Origin of the sequence: Saccharopolyspora ipomoeae, assembly GCF_029952525.1 — a bacterium.
Lineage (GTDB): Bacteria > Actinomycetota > Actinomycetes > Mycobacteriales > Pseudonocardiaceae > Saccharopolyspora > Saccharopolyspora ipomoeae.
In genome coordinates this window covers 44,412-64,754 of record NZ_JASAOF010000028.1, presented here as the reverse complement: position 1 = coordinate 64,754, position 20,343 = coordinate 44,412, and the positions used below count along the sequence as shown (strand labels likewise).

16 protein-coding genes are annotated in these 20,343 nt (G+C 71.6%); 8 read left to right on the top strand and 8 right to left on the bottom strand.

What is annotated here, in order from left to right; translation table 11 throughout:
• The first annotated feature begins 6 nt into the window (after positions 1-6).
• Positions 7-1,857, top strand: a complete 1,851-nt coding sequence (locus QFW96_RS27405) for a glycoside hydrolase family 15 protein (protein WP_281458623.1) — start codon at positions 7-9, stop codon at positions 1,855-1,857.
• 205 nt (positions 1,858-2,062) lie between these two features.
• Here QFW96_RS27405 and QFW96_RS27400 read toward each other — a convergent pair whose 3' ends face one another.
• Entirely contained in the window at positions 2,063-4,126 is a 2,064-nt protein-coding gene (locus QFW96_RS27400; protein ID WP_281458622.1) for a putative bifunctional diguanylate cyclase/phosphodiesterase, read from the bottom strand.
• Positions 4,127-4,648: 522 nt separating this feature from the next.
• Here QFW96_RS27400 and QFW96_RS27395 point away from each other — a divergent pair.
• Complete coding sequence (locus tag QFW96_RS27395; protein ID WP_425524804.1) at positions 4,649-5,452, top strand: lysozyme; 804 nt, start codon at positions 4,649-4,651, stop codon at positions 5,450-5,452.
• A 153-nt stretch (positions 5,453-5,605) separates the two neighbouring features.
• Complete coding sequence (locus tag QFW96_RS27390; RefSeq protein ID WP_281458621.1) at positions 5,606-6,592, top strand: pentapeptide repeat-containing protein; 987 nt, start codon at positions 5,606-5,608, stop codon at positions 6,590-6,592.
• Positions 6,593-6,596: 4 nt separating this feature from the next.
• On the opposite strand, the gene purL is transcribed toward QFW96_RS27390, so the two are convergent.
• From purL to purS, 3 genes are all read right to left on the bottom strand, one after another.
• Complete coding sequence (gene purL / locus QFW96_RS27385) at positions 6,597-8,879, bottom strand: phosphoribosylformylglycinamidine synthase subunit PurL (RefSeq protein WP_281458620.1); 2,283 nt, start codon at positions 8,877-8,879, stop codon at positions 6,597-6,599.
• Positions 8,876-9,547, bottom strand: a complete 672-nt coding sequence (gene purQ, locus QFW96_RS27380; protein WP_281458619.1) for a phosphoribosylformylglycinamidine synthase subunit PurQ — start codon at positions 9,545-9,547, stop codon at positions 8,876-8,878. The genes purL and purQ overlap by 4 nt, the downstream gene beginning before the upstream one ends.
• Before the next feature lie 133 nt (positions 9,548-9,680).
• The gene (gene purS, locus QFW96_RS27375; RefSeq protein WP_093419957.1) at positions 9,681-9,920 is read right to left on the bottom strand and encodes a phosphoribosylformylglycinamidine synthase subunit PurS; all 240 of its coding nucleotides are present in this window, start codon (positions 9,918-9,920) and stop codon (positions 9,681-9,683) included.
• Positions 9,921-10,152: 232 nt separating this feature from the next.
• Between purS and QFW96_RS27370 the strand changes: the two genes are divergently transcribed.
• The gene (locus tag QFW96_RS27370) at positions 10,153-10,569 is read left to right on the top strand and encodes a hypothetical protein (RefSeq protein WP_281458618.1); all 417 of its coding nucleotides are present in this window, start codon (positions 10,153-10,155) and stop codon (positions 10,567-10,569) included.
• A gap of 103 nt (positions 10,570-10,672) precedes the next feature.
• A complete protein-coding gene (locus QFW96_RS27365; protein ID WP_281458617.1) occupies positions 10,673-11,308 on the top strand; it encodes an MBL fold metallo-hydrolase in 636 nt (211 codons plus the stop codon).
• 77 nt (positions 11,309-11,385) lie between these two features.
• Here the strand turns inward: QFW96_RS27365 and QFW96_RS27360 are convergent, their stop codons facing one another.
• Complete coding sequence (locus tag QFW96_RS27360) at positions 11,386-12,129, bottom strand: DUF2334 domain-containing protein (RefSeq protein ID WP_281458616.1); 744 nt, start codon at positions 12,127-12,129, stop codon at positions 11,386-11,388.
• 179 nt (positions 12,130-12,308) lie between these two features.
• The gene (locus QFW96_RS27355) at positions 12,309-13,199 is read right to left on the bottom strand and encodes a phosphoribosylaminoimidazolesuccinocarboxamide synthase (protein ID WP_281458615.1); all 891 of its coding nucleotides are present in this window, start codon (positions 13,197-13,199) and stop codon (positions 12,309-12,311) included.
• 73 nt (positions 13,200-13,272) lie between these two features.
• On the opposite strand from QFW96_RS27355, the gene QFW96_RS27350 reads away from it, so the two are divergent.
• Positions 13,273-13,920, top strand: a complete 648-nt coding sequence (locus QFW96_RS27350) for a TenA family protein (RefSeq protein WP_281458614.1) — start codon at positions 13,273-13,275, stop codon at positions 13,918-13,920.
• 74 nt (positions 13,921-13,994) lie between these two features.
• Here the strand turns inward: QFW96_RS27350 and purB are convergent, their stop codons facing one another.
• On the bottom strand, positions 13,995-15,428 hold the full coding sequence (gene purB, locus QFW96_RS27345) for an adenylosuccinate lyase (protein WP_281458613.1): 1,434 nt from the start codon (positions 15,426-15,428) through the stop codon (positions 13,995-13,997).
• 212 nt (positions 15,429-15,640) lie between these two features.
• Positions 15,641-16,867 (bottom strand): threonine synthase, encoded by a 1,227-nt coding sequence (locus QFW96_RS27340; protein ID WP_281458612.1) that lies wholly within the window; start codon positions 16,865-16,867, stop codon positions 15,641-15,643.
• Positions 16,868-16,965: 98 nt separating this feature from the next.
• Between QFW96_RS27340 and QFW96_RS27335 the strand changes: the two genes are divergently transcribed.
• Both QFW96_RS27335 and QFW96_RS27330 read left to right on the top strand, forming a co-directional pair.
• Positions 16,966-18,516 carry an ABC transporter transmembrane domain-containing protein gene (locus tag QFW96_RS27335; RefSeq protein WP_281458611.1) on the top strand — a complete coding sequence of 517 codons (1,551 nt, stop codon included), beginning with the start codon at positions 16,966-16,968 and terminating at the stop codon, positions 18,514-18,516.
• A gap of 13 nt (positions 18,517-18,529) precedes the next feature.
• Positions 18,530-20,263, top strand: a complete 1,734-nt coding sequence (locus QFW96_RS27330; RefSeq protein ID WP_281458610.1) for an ABC transporter ATP-binding protein — start codon at positions 18,530-18,532, stop codon at positions 20,261-20,263.
• Positions 20,264-20,343 lie beyond the last annotated feature (80 nt).

The following is a 20,343-nucleotide window of genomic DNA, read 5'->3' as shown; positions in this document are numbered from 1 at the left end:
GGCAGGGTGACCGGGCCCGGGTTGATCGAGGACTACGCGCTGCTGTCCGATCTTCGGACGGCGGCGCTGGTCGGCAGGAGCGGATCGCTCGACTGGTTGTGCCTGCCGCGCTTCGACTCGCCGTCCTGCTTCTCCCGGCTGCTGGGCGGCACCGGCGACGGGTGCTGGTCGATCGCCCCGACCGAGCCGGTGCGCGAGAGCCGCCGCCGCTACCGGGACGACGTGCTGGTGCTGGAGACCGAGTTCCGCACCGACTCCGGCGTGCTGCGGCTGATCGACTTCATGCCCCCGCACGAGATGAACGAGAGCGGCGAGCCGTGCGTGATGCGGATCGTCGAAGGCGTCTCCGGCGAGGTCCCCTTCCAGCTCGACTGGGTGCTGCGCTTCGACTACGGCGACGCGGTGCCGTGGGTGCGGCGGGTCCGGATGAGCGAACCGGTGCTCGACGAGCACATCCTGGCCATCGCCGGACCGCACACCGTCGTGCTGCGCGGCGACGAGCTGCCCACCCGAGTCGAAGGCGAGCGCGCCCACCGCTACACGGGAACCATCTCCGCAGGTCAGCGCATGTCCTGGACGATGCAGTGGGCGTCGGACCACGGTCGCACGCCCGCGCCGCTGGACCCCGAGCAGGAGCTGCGGGAGTGCGAGGAGTTCTGGCGCGCCTGGTCCGACAAGATCGTCTACGAGGGGCCGCACCCGCAGGCCGTGCGCCGCTCGCTGACCACCCTCAAGGCCCTGACCTACGCACCGACCGGCGGCATCATCGCCGCTCCCACCACCTCGCTGCCGGAAGCCGTGCCCGGCAACCGGAACTGGGACTACCGCTACTGCTGGCTGCGCGACGCGACGCTGGTGCTGCTCGCCCTCGACGAGTTCGGCTGCACCTCCGAGGCCGAGGCCTGGCGGAGCTGGCTGGTCCGCGCGGTGGCCGGCGACCCCGCCGACCTGCAGATCATGTACGGGATCGGCGGCGAGCGGCACCTGGTCGAGTGGGAGCTGGACTGGCTGCCGGGCTACCGGAGCGCGAGCCCGGTGCGGGTCGGCAACGCCGCCTACCGGCAGACCCAGCTCGACGTCTACGGCGAGGTGATGGACGCCCTGCACCTGGCCCGGGAACGCGGGCTCGCCGAGAGCGAGGAGTCCTGGGCGGTGCAGCGCGGCATGCTCGCCCACCTGGAGCGGATCTGGCGTCGCCCCGACCGCGGCCTGTGGGAGGTGCGCGGGCCCGACCGGTACTTCACGCACTCGCAGGTCATGGTGTGGGTCGCGTTCGACCGCGCGATCCGCGCCACCGAGGAGGACGGGCTGCCGGGCAGCGCCGATCACTGGCGGGAACTCCGCGAGGAGATCCGCGAGGAGGTGCTGCGCGAGGCGTGGAACCCGGAGCTGGGCGCGTTCACCCAGTTCTACGGCGGGACCGCGCTGGACGCCGCGGTCCTGCTGCTGCCCTCGGTCGGGTTCCTGCCCGGCACGGACGAGCGGATGCGCAGCACCGTCGAGGTGATCCAGCGCGAGCTGCAGCACGGCGTGCTGGTCGACCGCTACACCACCACCGAGGCACCGAACGACGTCGACGGCCTGACCGGGCGGGAGGGCTCGTTCCTGGCCTGCTCGTTCTGGATGGTCGACGCGCTGGCCTACTGCGGCCGCCGGGACGAGGCGGTCCGGATGTTCGACGAGCTCGTCGGCATGGCCAACGACGTCGGCCTCTACTCGGAGGAGGTCGACGGCGAGACCGGCTGCTTCGCGGGCAACTTCCCCCAGGCCTTCAGCCACCTCGCCCTGGTCAACTCGGCCGCGGTCCTGTTCGGAGGCCGCACCCGGGAGCAGAAGTCCCGGCGCAACGGCCTCTGACCGGACGCGAAGTTTTCATGAAAACTTCCCCACCCACGGGACCACCCCCGAGTCGAAGTTTTCATGAAAACCTCCCCGTCCCCGAACCACCCGCGTGACCACCAAGTCGTTGCGAGGGGAGGGAAGTTCTCATGAAAACTTCGCTCTTCCAGGGGACGTGAGTGCGGTCGGTTCGAGGAATGACGAAGTTTCAGTTGGAACTTCGTCATTCCAGGTGGGAGGCGATGTAGTCGGTGACCGTGGTGGGGTCGCCGGGCTTGGCCCAGAGGTAGCCCTGGCCGGTCTCGCAACCGATCTCGGCCATCCTGCGGGCCTGCGCCTGCGTCTCGACGCCCTCGGCGGTGACCGTCAGGCCGAGGGTGTGGGCCAGGTCGACGAGGGTGCCGACGATGCGGGCGTCGACGGGATCCGCGCGCTCGGCGTCGCGCAGGCCCTCCATGAACGATCCCGCGATCTTGAGCTCGTGCACCGGGAGGTGCCGCAGGTAGGCGAGGTTGGAGTAGCCGGTGCCGAAGTCGTCGATGGCGATCCGCACACCCATCCGGGACAGCGCGCGCAGCTTGTCCAGCGGCTCGTCGGCGGTCGACATGATCGCGCTCTCGGTCAGCTCCAGCTGCAGCCGGTGCGGGGCGAGCCCGGTCTCCTCCAGGATCTCGGCGACGTCCATGACCAGGTTCGGGTCGCGGGACTGCCGGACCGCGAGGTTGACGCTCACGAACGGGGCCTCGTCGCCGAACCGGTCCTGCCACCGCTTGGCCTGCTCGCAGGCCTTGCGCAGCACCCACCTGCCCAGCGGGACGATCAGCCCGGTCTCCTCGGCGAGCCCGATGAACTTGTCCGGACCGAGTCTGCCCAGGTCAGGATGGCCCCACCGGACCAGGGCCTCGACGCCGACGACGGAGCTGTCGCGCAGCCCGATCAGCGGCTGGTAGTCGACGTAGAACTCCTCGCGCTCCAGCGCCGCGGGCATCGAGGCGGCCAGCCGCAGCCGGGCGACCTCGTTGGCGTTGCGCTCCGGGTCGAACTGCGCCCAGCGGGCCTTGCCATCGGACTTCGCCCAGTACAGGGTCACGTCGGCATCGCGCATCAGCTCGGCCGCGGTCTGCCCGGCGACCTCGCGCTCGACGATGCCGATGCTGGCCGAGACGGTCAGCTCGTGGCCGTCGATGCGGATCGGCTCGTCGACGGCGTCCAGCACCCGGTCGGCGATCTCCACGGCCTGCTCGGTCCCGGCGGAGTTCTGCAGCAGGATGACGAACTCGTCGCCGCCCATCCGCGCGACCAGCCGGTCGTCGCCCTGCACCGCGGCGGCCAGCCGCTCGGCCACGGTGCGCAGCAGGTCGTCGCCGACGTGGTGGCCGAGGCTGTCGTTGATGACCTTGAACCCGTCGAGGTCCATGTAGCACAGCGCGACCCGGTCCCGCGGCCCGTGCCGCTGCAGCACGGACTCCAGCCGGTCGAGGAACAGCGCCCGGTTCGGCAGCGCCGTCAGCGGGTCGTGCATCGCCTGGTACCGGAGGCGTTCCTGCAGCTCGCGGCGGTCGGTGACGTCTTCGATCAGCGCCACCTGGTACAGCGGCTTGCCGTCCTCGTCGCGGATCAGGGACACGAACAGCTCGGTCCACACGGTCTTGCCGCTGGGCCGCGAGAACTGCTTCTCGACGCGGAACTGCTCGCGCTCGCCGCGCAGCAGCTCCTCGTAGAGCTCCCAGGTCCGGTCCGGGTCGGCCGGGTGCACCATGTCGGCGACCTGCATCCGGCGGATGTCGTCGGTGGAGCGGCCCAGGATGCGCGCCAGCGAGCCGTTGACCTCCAGGATCCGGCCCTCGATGTCGGCGATGCCGATGCCGATGGCGGCCTCGGAGAAGATCGCGCGGAAGCGGGCCTCGCTGGTGCGCAGCGCGAGCTCGACGGCGTCGCGGGCGTCGAGCACGGCCTGCCGGATGGCCTCCTGCTCGTCGAGCGTGCGCTTGCGCGCGGCCTGCACGAAGCCGGAGCACAGCGCGGCCTGCAGCGCGGCGACCCGGCCGCGCCACACGGGGTCGTCGCCGAGGTGCAGCACGTCGAGGATCTCGCCGCCGATGAGCTCGACGGTGCGCGCCAGCGACTCGGCGCTGGTGAAGTGCACGCCGACGAGGTCGACGCCCACCGCCCGCGCGGGCGAGGCGTCGAACGGCTCACCGATCAGCGCGTCGACCAGCCGATCGGTGTAGCCCTGCAGACGGCCCTCGACCTCGGCGCTGGTCATCGGGACGTAGCTGGTCCCCATCAACGCCTACGCCCAGACCGCGGCGAAACGTCGTCGGTCGGTTCGGTTCACCTTGGCGGCCACCTCGTGAGCGCTGGGCACCGGCGCGGTCCAGCCAGTCATGCCTGGGCGCCCTCCACTCGTCGTCCTAGCCCGGGCCGTGTCTCGTCGGAGCATACGACCGGATGAGCTCGGCGGTCGAACATCACGTACGGCACCCGGAGCAGCCGTCACACCGATGTCGGGCGGCCATCCGCGCTACCGACGCGCACATCACCACTACCGTCCGCGATCGCCTTTCGCCGCGCAACGTTACGGAGAGTTCGATCCCCCCACTGTTAGACGCTCAACCCACCCCCAGAGGTTGCGCTGGCAAGTCTTCGCCAAAACCCCTGTTCGGGTGCCCCGCAGCGGTACGGATTGAGCCGATCCGGTCAAAAGCTAACACAGCATCTCCCGTCCTCGGAAAACGTTCGCCGCGCTTCCGGGGCACGATGCGCAGCCACCCGACACGGTCCACGACCGCCCGTGATGCGAGGGAAGATGACGGCACGCGTTCGATCAGCCCTGGTGGTGTCGCTCGTGCTGGTGTGCGCGGCGCTGTCGGCCCCCGTCCGGACGAGCGTCGCCCAGGCGAGTCCGGTCATCACCGACGACGACAACGCGACGATGGGTTCGCAGATCCGCGAGTTCGAACCGCTCGACCCGCTGCCGCTGCCGGACCTCGACCCGCTGCTGAGCGTGCCCGGCATGGACGTCGCCAGCTACCAGGGGAACGTGGACTGGCCGGCCTGGTACGGGCGGGGGAAGCGGTTCGCCTACGTCAAGGCCACCGAATCCACCAGCTACACCAACCCGTACTTCCCGCAGCAGTACGACGGCTCCCACGCCGTGGGGATGATCCGCGGCGCCTACCACTTCGCGATCCCCAACGCCTCCAGCGGCACCGACCAGGCGAACTACTTCGTCGATCACGGCGGCGGCTGGTCCGCCGACGGCCGCACCCTGCCCGGCGCGCTCGACGTGGAGTACAACCCGTACGGCGAGACCTGCTACGGCATGAGCGGCGAGGCGCTGACCGGCTGGATCGAGGACTTCAGCGACACCTACCGCGCCCGCACCGGCCGCCACCCGGTCATCTACACCAGCACCAACTGGTGGACCCGGTGCGGCATCGGCACCTTCGCCGCCACCAACCCCCTCTGGATCGCCCGCTACTCCGACACCCCGGGCGCCCTCCCCACCGGCTGGCTCCTCTGGACCTTCTGGCAGCACACCTCAGATCCCCTGGACCAGAACCACTTCAACGGTCCCCTCCTCGCCCTCCAACTCCTCGCCCGCGGCTGACCCGTCCCACCCCACGTCAAGAACCGCAACATTCGTCGCGCGAAAACCGCGGTTTTCGACACGTTGAAAACCCCGGTTCTCGTGGCATGAATGTTGCGGTTCTTGACGGGAGGTGGGTGCGTTGGGTGATCGTTTTCGGGGAGGATCACCGGTGTGGGTGAGCGGAAGGTCGGGTTGGTGGTGACGATCGCGGTGGCGATCGTCGGGTTGTGCGCGGTCAGCGTCGGGTTGCTGGTGTTCGACCCGCGGGTGACCGGGGCGGAGGCGTTGCGGACCGGGGGACTCGCCGCGGGGTCCGTGGTGGCCTTGTACGCGTTGTGGTTGAACGATCGGCGGCGCCGGGTCGAGGAGCAGCGGCAGACGCTGGAGGGTCGGCGGACCGAGCTGGAGCGGGACCGGGTCGCCGACGAGCGCTTCGCGCGGGCCGTCGAGCTGCTGGGGCACGAGACCGACCAGGTCCGAGTGGGTGCGCTGCACGCGCTCGCCGGGCTGGCGCGCAGCAACCCCGACTACGCCCAGACCGTGCTCGACGTCCTCTGCTCCTACCTGCGCCGCCCCTTCCAGCACCCCCGCTACTCGACGTCGCGGGACTGGGCTCCCGAGGACTCCGACGACGCCGAGCGCCAGCTGCAGGTGCGGCTCACCGCGCAGCGCCTGATCACCGACCTGCTGCCGGCGGCCGACGACGCCGACGCGCCGATCTACGACCTCGACCTCACCGGGGCGACGCTGGAGTACTTCGAGCTCTCCGACCGCAAGATCGGCACCGTGCTGCTGCGCTACGCGCACCTGTTCAGCAGCAACAACCTCAGCCGCAGCACCTTCCACGGCCACGTCTACTTCACCGGCAGCACCTTCGGCACCGGACGGCTCAGCGGCCGGTTCCGCTGCGACGACGCGGTGTTCCACCGCAGGGCGTGGTTCAGCGGAGTGCACTTCGGCGGCCCGGTGCGCTGCGAGCGCAGCACGTTCCGCGGGCCCGCGAAGTTCTCCGACAGCACCTTCACCGACGAGGTCTCGCTGGCCGGTTCGTCCTTCGAGGAGCGAGCGGAGTTCGACGGCGTCGTGTTCACCCGCGCCCCGGACGTCACCGGAACGACGGGGGCCCCGACCGAAGTGGTCGGGGCCCCCGTCGAATGAAGGATCAGCCGAAGAGCTTCGGCAGCGTGCCCTCCCACGCCTCGCGGAGCTCCGGCAGCGGGATCTCGGTGACGTCCTGGATGTCCAGGGAGTTCGAGCCCGCGTCGGCGACGCCGATCTTGGCCCACGGCAGGCCGCGAGCGGTGCACATGTCGGTGAAGCGCAGCTCCTCCGAGCGCGGCACCGCGACCAGGATCCGGCCGGACGACTCGGAGAACAGCTGGACGAACGGGTCCGCGCCCTCCGGCAGCACCACGCGGGCACCGCACTCGCCGACCAGCGCCGTCTCGACCAGCGCCTGCGCCAGACCGCCCTCGGAGAGGTCGTGCGCGGCGGAGATCATGCCATCGCGGGAACCCGCCAGCACGATGTCGGCCAGCAGCTTCTCGCGGGCCAGGTCGACCTGCGGCGGCGTGCCGCCGAGGTGGTCGTGCGCCACGCGGGCCCACTCCGAACCGCCGAACTCCTCGCGCGTGTCGCCGAGCAGGATCAGCGTCTCGCCCTCCTCACCGCCGATGCCGGTGGGGATGCGGCGGGTGACGTCGTCGATCGTGCCGAGCACGCCGACGACCGGAGTCGGCAGGATCGCCTGCTGCCCGGTCTGGTTGTAGAAGCTGACGTTGCCGCCGGTCACCGGGATGCCCAGCTCGGCGCAGCCGTCGGCGAGACCGCGCACCGCCTGCTGGAACTGCCACATCACGCCCGGGTCCTCCGGCGAACCGAAGTTCAGGCAGTTGGTGACGGCCATCGGCGTGGCACCGGTGGTGGCCACGTTCCGGTACGCCTCGGCCAGCGCCAGCTGCGCGCCGGTGTACGGGTCGAGCCGGGTGTAGCGGGCGTTGCAGTCGGTGGCGACCGCGATGCCGCGCCCGGTCTCCTCGTCGATGCGCAGCACACCGCCGTCGGACGGCTGGGCCAGCACGGTGTTGCCCCGCACGTAGCGGTCGTACTGGTCGGTGACCCACGCGCGCGAGCACAGGTTCGGGGAGGCGGCCATCGTCAGGATGGTCTCCCGCAGCTCGTCCGGGGTGGACGGGCGCGCCAGCGTGTTCGCGTTGTCGGCGGCGATGAGGTCCTGCTCGCCCGGCCGCTCGACGGGACGCTCGTAGACCGGGCCGTGGTGGGCCACGGTGCGCGGCGGCACGTCCACGACGAGCTCGTTCTGCCAGTAGATCTCCAGGTTCTCGCCGTCGGTGACCTCACCGATGACGTTCGCCGTGACGTCCCACTTCCGGCAGACCGCCATGAACTCGTCCACCTTGGACGGATCCACGACGGCGCACATGCGCTCCTGGGACTCGCTGGAGAGGATCTCCGCGGCGTTCATGCCGGTGGCGCGCAGCGGGACCTGGTCGAGGTCGACGCGCATGCCGCCGTCACCGGCCGCGGCCAGCTCGGAGGTCGCGCAGGACAGCCCGGCGCCGCCGAGGTCCTGGATGCCCACGACGAGGCCGGAGTGGTACAGGTCCAGGCAGCACTCGATGAGCACCTTCTCGGCGAACGGGTCGCCGACCTGCACGCTCGGCAGCTTCTTGCGGCCGCCCGCGCTCTCGTCGCCGTCGAAGGTCTCCGACGCCAGCACGGACACGCCGCCGATGCCGTCGAGACCGGTGCGGGCGCCGAACAGGATGATCTTGTTGCCCTTGCCGGTGGCGTGCGCGAGGTGCAGGTCCTCGGTCTTCATCACGCCCACACACATGGCGTTGACCAGCGGGTTCCCCGCGTAGGTGTCGTCGAAGACGACCTCGCCGCCGATGTTGGGCAGACCCAGGCAGTTGCCGTAGCCGCCGACACCGGCGACCACGCCGGGCAGCACGCGCTTGGTGTCCTCGGCCTCGGCCGGGCCGAAGCGCAGCGGGTCGGCGACGGCGACCGGGCGGGCGCCCATCGCCATGATGTCGCGGACGATGCCGCCGACGCCCGTCGCCGCACCCTGGTAGGGCTCGACGTAGGACGGGTGGTTGTGGCTCTCCAGCTTGAAGGTCACGGCCCAGCCGTCACCGATGTCGACCACGCCCGCGTTCTCGCCGATGCCGGCGAGCATCTTGGCGCGCATCTCGTCGGTGGTGGTCTCGCCGAAGTACTTCAGGTGGACCTTGGAGGACTTGTAGGAGCAGTGCTCGCTCCACATGACCGAGTACATCGCCAGCTCGGCCTCGGTGGGCCGGCGGCCGAGGATCTCGCGGATCCGCTGGTACTCGTCGTCCTTGAGCCCCAGCTCGCGGTAGGGCTGGTCGACGTCGGGAGACTTCTCGGCCACCCCGACGGAATCGATCTTGTCGGTCACGCTGCCACCAAAGAATCCAGAACGGACAGGAACATGCCGAGGCCGTCGTCGGTGGGCCCGGTCAGCGGGTCGATCGCGTGCTCGGGGTGCGGCATCATGCCGGCGATCCGCCCGCGCGCGTCGGTGATGCCCGCGATGTCGCGCTGCGATCCGTTCGGGTTCTCCCCGGCGTAGCGGAACAGCACGCGGCCCTCGCCCTCCAGCTGGTCGAGGACGGCCTGGTCGGCCATGTAGTTGCCCTCGCCGTGCTTGATCGGGATGAGCAGCTCGGCACCGGCGTCGTAGCGCGTGGTCCAGGCGCTGGAGTTGTTCTCCACCTTCAGCCACTGGTCGCGGCACACGTAGTGCAGGCCCGCGTTGCGGGTCAGCACGCCGGGCAGCAGCCCGGACTCGCACAGGATCTGGAAGCCGTTGCACACGCCCAGCACCGGCATCCCCTTGCCCGCGGCGATGATGACCTCGGTCATCACGGGGGCGAACTTGGCGATCGCGCCGCAGCGCAGGTAGTCGCCGTAGGAGAAGCCGCCGGGGACGACCACGGCGTCGACGCCCTTGAGGTCGTGGTCGGCGTGCCAGAGCGCGACGGCCTCGCCACCGGCGCGGCGCACCGCCCGGGCGGCGTCGACGTCGTCGAGCGTGCCGGGGAAGGTGATGATCCCGATCTTCACTAGTCCGCCTCTCCGCGATACGCAGTGGTGGTTGCGACCCGCCGAACCTCGCGTGTCGAGGTTTCTCGTGGCCGGTTTGCGTCACGTTCCCCTGAGGTGCGGTGGAGCAGGACTCCAGCTGCCCAAACGCCGATCACGCTTCCACCCGCCGAACCTCGAAGTCCTCGATCACGGGGTTGGCCAGCAGGGTCTCGGCGATGTTGGCGAGGGTGGCGTCGTCGACGTCGTCGGCGACCTCCAGCTCGAACCGCTTCCCCTGGCGGACTTCGGTGATCCCGTCGAACCCGAGACGGGGCAGCGCGTTGGCCACCGCCTGTCCCTGCGGGTCGAGGATCTCCTGCTTGGGCATGACGTCGACAACGACTCGGGCCACGGGTGCTGCTCCCGGTTTCCGTGCAGATCCGCCGGTCCGGCGGATGGCCAGCAGTACCCGCGCAGCGTACCTGAGCTGCGGGTTCACCCGTCCGCGCAGGGGCCCGACGTGCGTCGCAGCTCACCCGCCGATGGTGACGTGGGGCACATGTGGCGGCATTGGTCCGAACCTCCCGGCGGCCCGGGCGTCTTCAGGTCAGCAACAACAACGTTGACCGCTGAGGGGTTTCGCCATGCGCCGCTTCACGACCGTCCTCGCCGGGGCCGCTCTCGCCGGCCTCGCGCTGACCACCGCGCCCGTCGCCAACGCCACCACCGGAGTCCCGGACGCCGGAAGCGCACCGATCACCGCCACCGCGGCGCAGGGCGTCCCGCTGACCGTCGACCGACCTGTGGTGCACCCGGGCGAGCAGCTGAGGATCCACGTCGAGCACGGGCAGGAGGCGCTGAGCTGGGTCTCGTCCGGCGCCTTCGTCCGCGACTCCGACCACCCGATGGGCGCCGACGAGGGCGTGGCCCACCTGGTCCGCGCGTCCGACGGGAGCGCCGACCTGATCGCCACCATCGCCGACGTCGCGCCGGGGCAGTACCAGGTGCACGGCCGCGCGGGCGGCGGCCCGGTTCCGGGCGTCGTGATCACCGTCGAGTGACGACCTGGGACCGGCGGGGCTCGGGGGCTCGCCGGTCCTTCGCGTCGCTGCGGGTGGTGGCAGAGTGGGGCGCGGATTTCGCTCGCCGCTGAGGAGGATTCGCGTGCACATCACCCACTTCGGACACGCGTGCGTGCTGCTGGAGACCGGTTCCGGCCGACTGCTGCTCGACCCGGGCGGGTTCTCGTCCGACTTCGAGGACCTGCGCGACCTGGACGCCGTGCTGATCACCCACCAGCACGCGGACCACCTCGACCTCGACCGGCTCCCGGCGCTGCTGGAGGCCAACCCCGGCGCCCGGCTGGTCGTCGACCCGGGCAGCGCGGCCGCCGTCGCCGAGAAGGGCCTGACCGCGACCACCGCGAAGCCCGGCGACGCCCTGGAGCTGGGCGGATCGTCGATCAACGTCGTCGGCGGGGAGCACGCGGTGATCCACCCGGACATCCCGAACATCGACAACGTCGGCTACCTCGTCGACCACGGCGCCTTCTACCACCCGGGCGACTCGTTCCACGTGCCCGAGCAGCGGATCGACGTCCTCGGCCTGCCGACCGGCGCGCCGTGGCTCAAGCTCTCCGAGGCCGTGGACTTCCTCCGCGCGGTCGCCCCGCGCGCCGCCGTCCCGATCCACGAGGCCGTGCTGGCGATGCCCGCGATGCACTACCGCCGCTTCGAGGAGCTCAGCCCCGCGGAGACCGCGGTCGACGTCCTCCCCCGGGCCACCGCCACCGAGATCTAGGCAAGGGACAGTTTTTCCTCGAATTAACCGGGCAAAACGGACTTCGATCATGGGTGATTCGAGGAAGAACTGTCCTCTCACCAAGCTTCGTGCGGAATCCGCGGCGTCGGGATGCGGTCGGTCTCCGCACGCACGGTCGCGAACGACGCGTAGGTGACCGGCTCCGCGCCGTGGTGCAGCGCGAGGTCGATCGCGTCCAGGATCGCGTGCCGCACAGCGGGTTTCGCCAACGTCCGGGCCTCCAGCGCGAGCCGCACCGCGCGTCCCCGGCGGGCCGCGCGGCCCGCTCCGAGCACCAGCGCCCGGCACCACCACGGCTCGGCGGCCTCACCCGGGCCGAGGATCCGGATCCGGGACCGCAGCACCTGGCCGGTGCCCAGGTCGCGCACCCCCATCGCGTCCGCGCACACCGCGAAGCCGCGCCGCTGAGCGGCGAGGACGGTGCCCGGCGAGGCCAGCCAGCGCGGCGGCACGAAGGTGCGGGTGCGCAGGCCCGCCTGCTCCAGCACAGCCGAGGCGGCCACCAGCCGCAGGCCCGCCTCGTGCGCGGGCAGCCGCGCCGCCGGGGCGAGCCGGGAGCGCAGGCCGGGCGAGACGCGGGCGAAGCCGTGCAGGCTGACCGTGTCCTTCCCGCCCAACCGGTCGGCGACCCAGCGCAGCGTCGGTGACCTGCGGTCACGCGCGTCGAGGTCGGTCGGGCGCGGTGAGATCAGCAGGGACAGCGGGACGGACCGCCGGTCGAGCTCCGCGGCGAAATCCGCGCAGCTGTCCAACGACCGGTGCTCCAGCCCCGACAACGACACCACGAGCGGCGTGCTCACAAACACCCATTCGGCCTGGCGCGGGTGACCGTTACCTGAAAGCCAGGTGTCGCCCCGGCGCAAATCCGGCGAACCTCCACACCGCAACCATCAAACGCGCACGCCAGGCCCACCTCCCGACACGCCGCCGGATCCCGCTACCGGGTGAAGCTCCGAATGCCCAGGTCAGGCGCCCGCCGTCAGGAGCCCTGGGGCCAGTCGGCGAAGGAGCGTCCCGTGATGCGCTCGTAGGCCTCGACGTAGCGGTCCCGCGTGGCCGCGACGATGTGGTCCGGCAGCGCGGGCGGCGGGGTGTCGGAGTGCCGGTCCCAGCCGGAGTCCTCCGAGGTCAGCCAGTTGCGGACGAACTGCTTGTCGAACGACGGCTGCACCTTGCCCGCCTCGTAGCCGTCGGCCGGCCAGTAGCGGGACGAGTCCGGGGTCAGCACCTCGTCGCCGAGCACCAGCTCGCCGGCGGCGTTGAGGCCGAACTCGAACTTCGTGTCGGCCAGGATCACGCCGCGCTCGCGGGCGTGCTCGGCCGCGCGGGCGTAGACGCGCAGGGTGAGGTCGCGCAGCTCGGCGGCGCGCTCCGCGCCCTCCTGCGCGGCGACGGCCTCGAAGCTCACGTTCTCGTCGTGCTCGCCGATCTCGGCCTTGGTGGCCGGGGTGAAGATCGGCTCCGGCAGGCGGGAGGACTCCACCAGCCCGTCCGGCAGCGACACGCCGCACACCGCGCCGGTGCGCTGGTAGTCGATCAGCCCGGAACCGGTCAGGTAGCCGCGGGCGACGCACTCCACCGGCACCATCGTCAGCCGCTTCACCAGCAGCGCGCGGCCGCGCACCTCGGCGGGGATGCGCGGGTCGTCGTGGGCGACCAGGTGGTTCGGCAGCTCGTCGGCCAGCAGCTCGAACCAGAACACGCTCATCGCGGTGAGCACCGCGCCCTTGTCCGGGATCGGCGTGTCCAGCACGTGGTCGTAGGCCGAGATCCGGTCCGAGGCGACCAGCAGCAGGTGTTCGTCATCGACGGCGTGCAGCTGGCGAACCTTGCCTGCCGCGATCTGGGGGTAATCGGCGAGTGCAACCACGACGCGCATTGTCTCCCACCGCAGGTTGGGCGCCCGCACGTGGTGGGATGGGGAACGGGAGAAGGAGGAGATCATGACCGACAACTTCACCGACTGGCTGCGCGAGCGCAGCGAACCGGACTGGACCGCGGTCGTGGAGCACCCGTTCACCGACGCGCTGTTCGACGGGTCGATGCCCGACGAGTACATGAGCTCGTACCTGGTGCAGGACTACCAGTTCGTCGACGACTTCCTGGCGCTGCTCGGCGCCGCCGTCGCTCGGGCCGACCGGTACGAGTCGCGGCTGAAGCTGGCCGGCAGCATCGCGGTGGTCACCAGCGAGGAGAACACCTACTTCCAGCGGTCCTTCGAGGCGCTGGGCATCGTCGAGTCCGACCGGGTCGACCCGGAGCTGGACCCGGCGACGGTGGCGTTCCGCGACCTGATGCGCGACACCAGGGACAACGGCGGCTACGCCGAGATCCTCACGGTGCTCACCGTCGCCGAGTGGACCTACCAGGAGTGGGCGGTGCGGGCCCCGGCGAAGCCGGACAACTTCGTGCACGCCGAGTGGATCGACCTGCACGCCAACCCGGACTTCCAGGAGTGGGTGACCTGGTTGCGCTCCGAGCTCGACCGCATCGGCGCCGACCTCGACGAGCGGGACCGGGCCCGCTGCCTGCGGCTCTTCCAGCAGGCCACGAAGTGCGAGATCGACTTCTTCAACGCCCACTGGGACTGAGCCCCTCGGAGACGCACGATTTCAATGGAAGTCGGGTTCCCGATCTCCATTGAAATCGTGCGACCACCTGGGCGTCAGAGGATGTCGCTCGGGGCGTAGGCCGCGGCCTCGGGGTACTGGGTGGCGACCTTCTCGATGGCCGCGACGACGTCGCCGACCTGGGCCGAGGCCGCGCCGGTGAAGGCGAGGCGGTCGGCCAGCAGGGCCTCCAGCTGGTCGCGGTCGAGCGGCAGGCGCTCGTCGGCGGCGAGGCGGTCGAGCAGGTCGTTGCGCTCGGCGCCCTGCTCGCGCATGTCCAGCGCCACCGCGACGGCGTTCTCCTTGATCGCCTCGTGCGCGACCTCCCGGCCCACGCCCGCGCGCACCGCGCCCATCAGCACCTTCGTGGTGGCCAGGAACGGCAGGTAGCGGTCCAGCTCGCGGGAGATGACGGCCGGGAACGCGCCGAACTCGTCGAGCACCGTCAGGAACGTCTCCAGCAGGCCGTCGAAGGCGAAGAACGCGTCCGGCAGCGCCACCCGGCGCACCACCGAGCAGGACACGTCGCCCTCGTTCCACTGGTCACCGGCCAGCTCCCCGCTCATCGACAGGTAGCCGCGCAGGATCACGGCGAGGCCGTTGACGCGCTCGCAGGAGCGGGTGTTCATCTTGTGCGGCATGGCGCTGGAGCCGACCTGGCCGGGCTTGAAGCCCTCGGTGACCAGCTCGTGCCCGGCCATCAGCCGGATCGTCTTGGCGACGCTGGAGGGCGCGGCGGCCAGCTGCGTCAGCAGGCTCAGCACCTCGAAGTCCAGCGAGCGCGGGTAGACCTGGCCGACGCTGGTCAGCGTGTTGCCGAAGCCCAGGTGACCGGCGACGCGGCGCTCCAGCTCGGCGAGCTTGGCGGTGTCGCCGCCGAGCAGGTCGAGCATGTCCTGCGCGGTGCCGACCGGGCCCTTGATGCCGCGCAGCGGGTACCGGTCGAGGAGCTCCTCGAGGCGCCGGAACGCCACCAGCAGCTCGTCGGCGGCGGTGGCGAAGCGCTTGCCCAGCGTCGTGGCCTGCGCGGCGACGTTGTGCGAACGACCGGCCATGACCAGCTCGGCGTTCTCACCCGCGAGCTTGCCCAGGCGCGCGAGCACGGCGACGGTCCGGTCGCGCACGTGCTCCAGGCTGCGGCGGACCTGCAGCTGCTCGACGTTCTCGGTCAGGTCCCGCGAGGTCATGCCCTTGTGGATCTGCTCGTGACCGGCCAGCGCGTTGAACTCCTCGATCCGCGCCTTCACGTCGTGCCTGGTCACGCGCTCGCGCGCGGCGATGGAGTCGAGGTCGACCTGCTCCAGCACCCGCTCGTAGTCGGCCACGGCCTGCTCCGGGACCTCGATGCCGAGGTCGGCCTGGGCGCGCAGCACGGCCAGCCAGAGGCGCCGCTCAAGAACGATCTTGTGCTGCGGGGACCACAGCTCGACCAGCTCCGGAGAGGCATAACGACCGGCGAGAACATTCGGGATGCTGGGCTTCTCAGTCACGGCCCCAGGATAATTGAACCGAAACCTTCACCCGTTCTGCGTAGCGGTGCGGGTGGGGGAACCTGAGCGGCTCCGCGGACTCCGCGCGCCACTCCTGATGCATGCCGATGCACGGCGTCGCGGCGTGCTCGCCGCGACGCCGCTCAGAACCCCCGGCGGTGCGGGCTGCGAGGGTGGTGGAAGAGAAAGCACCTCCGGTGCTCATGCCCTGGTCAGAGCCCCGAGTCCCAGGCCGGGGAGTCCGCGGGGACGAACTCCGGCGAAACCGGGACGAAGTCGGGGTACTTCTGGCCCGCGCCGGTGTTGAAGAGGACGACCCGGTCGGTGTCGGTGACCGCGCCGGTGTCGCGGAGACGCCGCAGCGCGGCCAGGGTCGCCGCACCTTCGGGCGCCGGGTAGATGCCCTCGGAGGCGGCGAGTTCGCGGGTGGCCTCGCGCATCTCGTCCTCGCTCACCGACACCGCCGTGCCGCCGGAATCGCGGACCGCGTCGAGGATCAGGTAGTCACCGACGGCGACCGGGACCCGCAGGCCGCTGGCGTCGGTGGCGGCGTCCTCCCAGCGCGGCGCGTGCCGTTCGCCCTGGTCGTGGGCCCGGACGATCGGGGCGCACCCCTCGGCCTGGACGACGACCATGCGCGGGCGCTTCTCCCCGATCCAGCCGAGCTCGGTCATCTCGGCGAAGGCCTTCCACATGCCGACCAGCCCGGTGCCGCCGCCGGTCGGGTAGATCACCACGTCCGGCAGCTCCCAGCCCAGCTGCTCGGCGAGCTCGTAGCCCAGCGTCTTCTTGCCCTCCACGCGGTAGGGCTCCTTGAGGGTGGAGACGTCGAACCAGCCGCGCGCCTCCGACGTCGTGCGCACCAGGCGACCCGCGTCGTCGATCAGGCCGTCGACCAGCCACGTGTCCGCGCCCGAGACGACGGCCTCGGCCTGGTTGATGCGCGGGCAGTCCTCGGGCATCACCACCCCGGCGGCGAGCCCGGCGCGAGCGGCGTAGGCGGCCAGCGCGCCCCCGGCGTTGCCGGCCGACGGCGCGGCGACGGCCTTCGCACCCAGCTCGCGGGCCCGGGACACGGCGGCGGACATGCCGCGCGCCTTGAAGCTGCCCGTCGGGTTCTGCCCCTCGTCCTTGATCCGCACGTCGCCGAGGCCCAGCCGCGCCGACAGCCGGGGCGCGGGCAGCAGCGGCGTGAAGCCCTCGCCGAGGGTGACGACGTGGTCGGCGTCCCGGATCGGCAGCACCTCCCGGTACCGCCACATCGACGGCTCCCGGGCGAGCAGGTCCGACGGACGCAGCGCGACCTTCGCCAGGTCGTAGCGCGGGTAGAGCACCTTGCCGCAGTCCGCGCACAGCCGGTGCGGCTCGTCGGCGTCGAAGGTCCGCCCGCAGGCGGTGCACTCGAGGTGGGACAGGGTGCTGCCGGTGGGGTTCGCCATGATCGCATCCTGACCCGCCGCACCCGCCCGGTCCAGCCCGGTTCACCCGCTGGAAATTCGGTCGCCGGGAGTGTTGATCATCGCTAACGTCGGTGCTCGTGACCAGGAACGGCGCGGTGCGCTTCCTCGTCGGCCTGCTCGCCCGGCGTCCCGGCCTGGTGTCGCTGGCGGCCGTGTCCGGCGCGCTGTGGATGCTGCCGACGGCGGTGCTGCCGCTCGTCGTCGGCCGAGCCGTCGACGAGGGGATCCGAGCCGGTGACACCGGTGCCCTGCTGCGCTGGGCGCTGGTCGTGCTGGTGCTCGGCCTGGTCCAGATGCTGGCCGCCACGGCGGTGAACTGGGCGTCGCACACGCTGTGGATCCACGGCACCGCCGACGCCCAGCGGTTCGTGCTGGAGCAGGTGATCCGGCTCGGCGGCGCGCTGCCGCGCAAGGTCAAGGCCGGTGAGGTCGTCACGATGGGCGCCTCGGACGTGTTCAAGATCGGCGAGCTGTTCGAGAACCTGGGCCGCGCGGTCGGCGCGCTGCTGGCCTTCGTCGGCGGGACCGCGCTGGTGCTGTGGATCTCGCCGCCGCTGGGCCTGGTGGTGCTGATCGGCGTGCCGCTGGCGGTGCTGGGCATCGGACCGCTGCTGCGGCCGCTGCACCGCCGCGAGCAGGTGCAGCGCGACGAGCTGGGCGAACTCGGCGCGCAGGCCGCCGACATCGTCTCCGGCCTGCGGATCCTGCGCGGCATCGGCGGTGAGCGGAGGTTCTTCGCGCGCTTCGCCGAGACCGGGCAGCGGGTTCGGGAGGCCGGAGTCGCGACCGGGCGGATCGACGCCTGGCTGGGCGGCGCCGAGGTGCTGCTGCCCGGTCTGGTCACGGTGCTGGTGACCTGGCTGGGAGCCCGGATGGCGCTGGCCGGGTCGATCACCGTCGGCGAGCTGGTGACCTTCTACGGGGTCTCCGCGTTCCTGGTGATCCCGGTGCGCACCGCCACCGAGACCGCCTACGCGTTCGCCTCCGCGCGCATCGCCGCCGGACGCGCCACCGCGCTCGGCCGCGTCGAGGTCGAGCCCGCGCCCCCGGCCGACCCCGTTCCGCTGCCGGAGGGCCCGTTGGGGCTGGTCGACGACGAGGTCGAGGTTCCGGCCGGGCAGCTGGTGGTGATCGACGCCGGGGATCGCGGCGAGGCCGTGGCCGAGCGGCTGGCGGGCTCGGCCCTGGCCAGCGGGGTCCGGTTGGCCGACGTCGACCCGGACGAGCGGCACCGCCGCGTCGTGCTCGCCCACAACCAGGACCTGCTGTTCGCCGGGGACGTGCACTACGCCGTCGACCTGGGCGCCGGGGTCGGGTTCGACACCGCCATCCGCGCGGCCGACGCCTCCGACGTGCTCGCCGCGCTCCCGCCGGACGGACTGCTCGACGAGCGCGCCCGGTTGCTCTCCGGCGGCCAGCGGCAGCGGTTGCTGCTGGCCAGGGCGTTGAGCGCGGACGCCGACGTGCTGGTCCTCGACGACCCGACCTCGGCCGTTGACGCGCACACCGAGGCCCGCATCGCCGACCGAGTCCGCGCGCTGCGCGCCGGGCGCACCACCGTCGTGCTCAGCCAGAGCCCGCTGTGGTCGGCCGTCGCCGACCGGCACCTGATCTTGGCGGACCAGTGATCTTGGGGGAACCGTGAAGCTGCCGCTGGCCGACGGCGCCGCGCTGCGCCGCCACCTGCGCGCGACCGCGCGCGCCCACCGACGGCGGTTCCTGATCACCACGGCGCTGTACGTGCTGGCCACCTCCGTCGGACTGCTCGGGCCGCAGCTGCTCGGCGTGCTCGTCGACTCCGTGCAGGCCGGGGCCGAGGTGCTCCGCATCGACCTGCTGGCCGGGGCGTTCCTGCTGGTCCTGATCGTGCAGGCGCTGCTGGCCCGGGCCGCGCGGCTGCGCGCGATGCTGCTCGGCGAACAGCTGCTGGCCGAGGCCAGGGAGGACGTCGTCGAGCACGCCCTGGCGCTGCCGCTGGGCGCGGTGGAGGCCGCGGGCACCGGTGACCTGCTCAGCAGGGCCACCACCGACGTCGACCGGCTCGACTTCACCATCCGCAACGCGCTGCCGGAGATCTCGGCTGCGCTGATCGCCATCGCGCTCACCACGACCGCGATGGTGCTGTCCTCACCCCTGCTGGCCTGCGGGATGCTCGTCGCCGTGCCGCTGCTGGTGCTGAGCACCCGCTGGTACTACCCGCGCTCGCTGCCGGTCGTGCAGGAGGTCATGGAGCGCTGGTCGGACGTGCAGGCGGGCACGCACGAATCGGTGGAGGGAGCCCGCACGATCGCCGCGCTGCGGCTCGGCGGGCGGCGCACCGCGCGCAACGAGCGCGTGCTGGGCGCGGCGGTCGCCGCGGAGGAGCGGCACCGCTCGCTGCTGACGGTGTGGCTGCCGTGCCTGGAGCTGTCCTACGTGCTGCCGGTCGCCGCGATCCTGCTGCTCGGCGGCTGGGCGCACGCCACCGGCGCGGCCGAGCTGGGCACGATCGTCGCGGTCGTGCTCTACGCCCAGTCGCTGTCGGCGCCGCTGGACGAGCTGTTCATGTGGCTGGAGGAGCTGCAGGTCGGCGGCACGGCGCTGCAACGGGTCCTGGGCGTCTCGCAGGTCCCGGTGGATCGGCCGCGCGACCCGGCACCGCCGTCCGACGGCCGCGACCTGGTGGTGCGCGACCTGCGGTTCTCCTACCGGCCGGAGCGCGAGGTGCTGCACGGCATCGACCTGGTCGTGCCCGCCGGGCAGCGGCTGGCGATCGTGGGCCCGTCCGGCGCGGGCAAGTCCACGCTGGGCCGGTTGATCGCCGGGACCGGCCGCCCGGACTCGGGGTCGGTGGCCTTCGGCGGCACCGAGGTCTCGGCGCTGCCCACCGAGGCGCTGCGCCGCGAGGTGGTGCTGCTGACCCAGGAGCAGCACGTCTTCGCCTGCTCCCTGCGCGACAACCTCGCGCTGCTGGACCGGGACACCGGCGACGCGGAGCTGCTCGACGCGCTCGCCGCCGTCGGCCTGCGCGACTGGGTGCGCGGCCTCGACGAGGGGCTGGACACGCGGCTCGGCGCCGGTGGGCTCGCGGTGCCCGCTGCCCGCGCGCAGCAGCTGGCGCTGGCCCGGGTGCTGCTCGCCGACCCGCACGCGGTGGTGCTCGACGAGGCGACGTCGCTGCTGGACAACAGCACCTCGCGGGATCTGGAGCGCGCGCTGGCCGGGCTGCTGGCGGGCCGCACGGTCATCGCCATCGCGCACCGGTTGCACACCGCGCGCACGGCCGAGCGGATCGCGGTGCTGGACGAGGGCCGGATCGTGGAGCTGGGCGATCACGACGAGCTGATGGCGGCGGGCGGTTCGTACGCGGAGTTGTACCGGGCCGCCCAGATCTGAACCGCCCAGAACCGATCCCATCAGGATCGAACTCGAATGTCGAGGTCAATCGCTCATTCGGCGAATTCGCCTTTTGCGCT

Coding starts and splice junctions, on each gene's coding strand:
- QFW96_RS27400 (WP_281458622.1), bottom strand. CDS start 4,126: ATGGGGACCAGCTACGTCCCGATGACCAGCGCCGAGGTCGAGGGCCGT.
- QFW96_RS27395 (WP_425524804.1), top strand. CDS start 4,649: ATGACGGCACGCGTTCGATCAGCCCTGGTGGTGTCGCTCGTGCTGGTG.
- QFW96_RS27370 (WP_281458618.1), top strand. CDS start 10,153: ATGCGCCGCTTCACGACCGTCCTCGCCGGGGCCGCTCTCGCCGGCCTC.
- QFW96_RS27350 (WP_281458614.1), top strand. CDS start 13,273: ATGACCGACAACTTCACCGACTGGCTGCGCGAGCGCAGCGAACCGGAC.
- QFW96_RS27340 (WP_281458612.1), bottom strand. CDS start 16,867: ATGGCGAACCCCACCGGCAGCACCCTGTCCCACCTCGAGTGCACCGCC.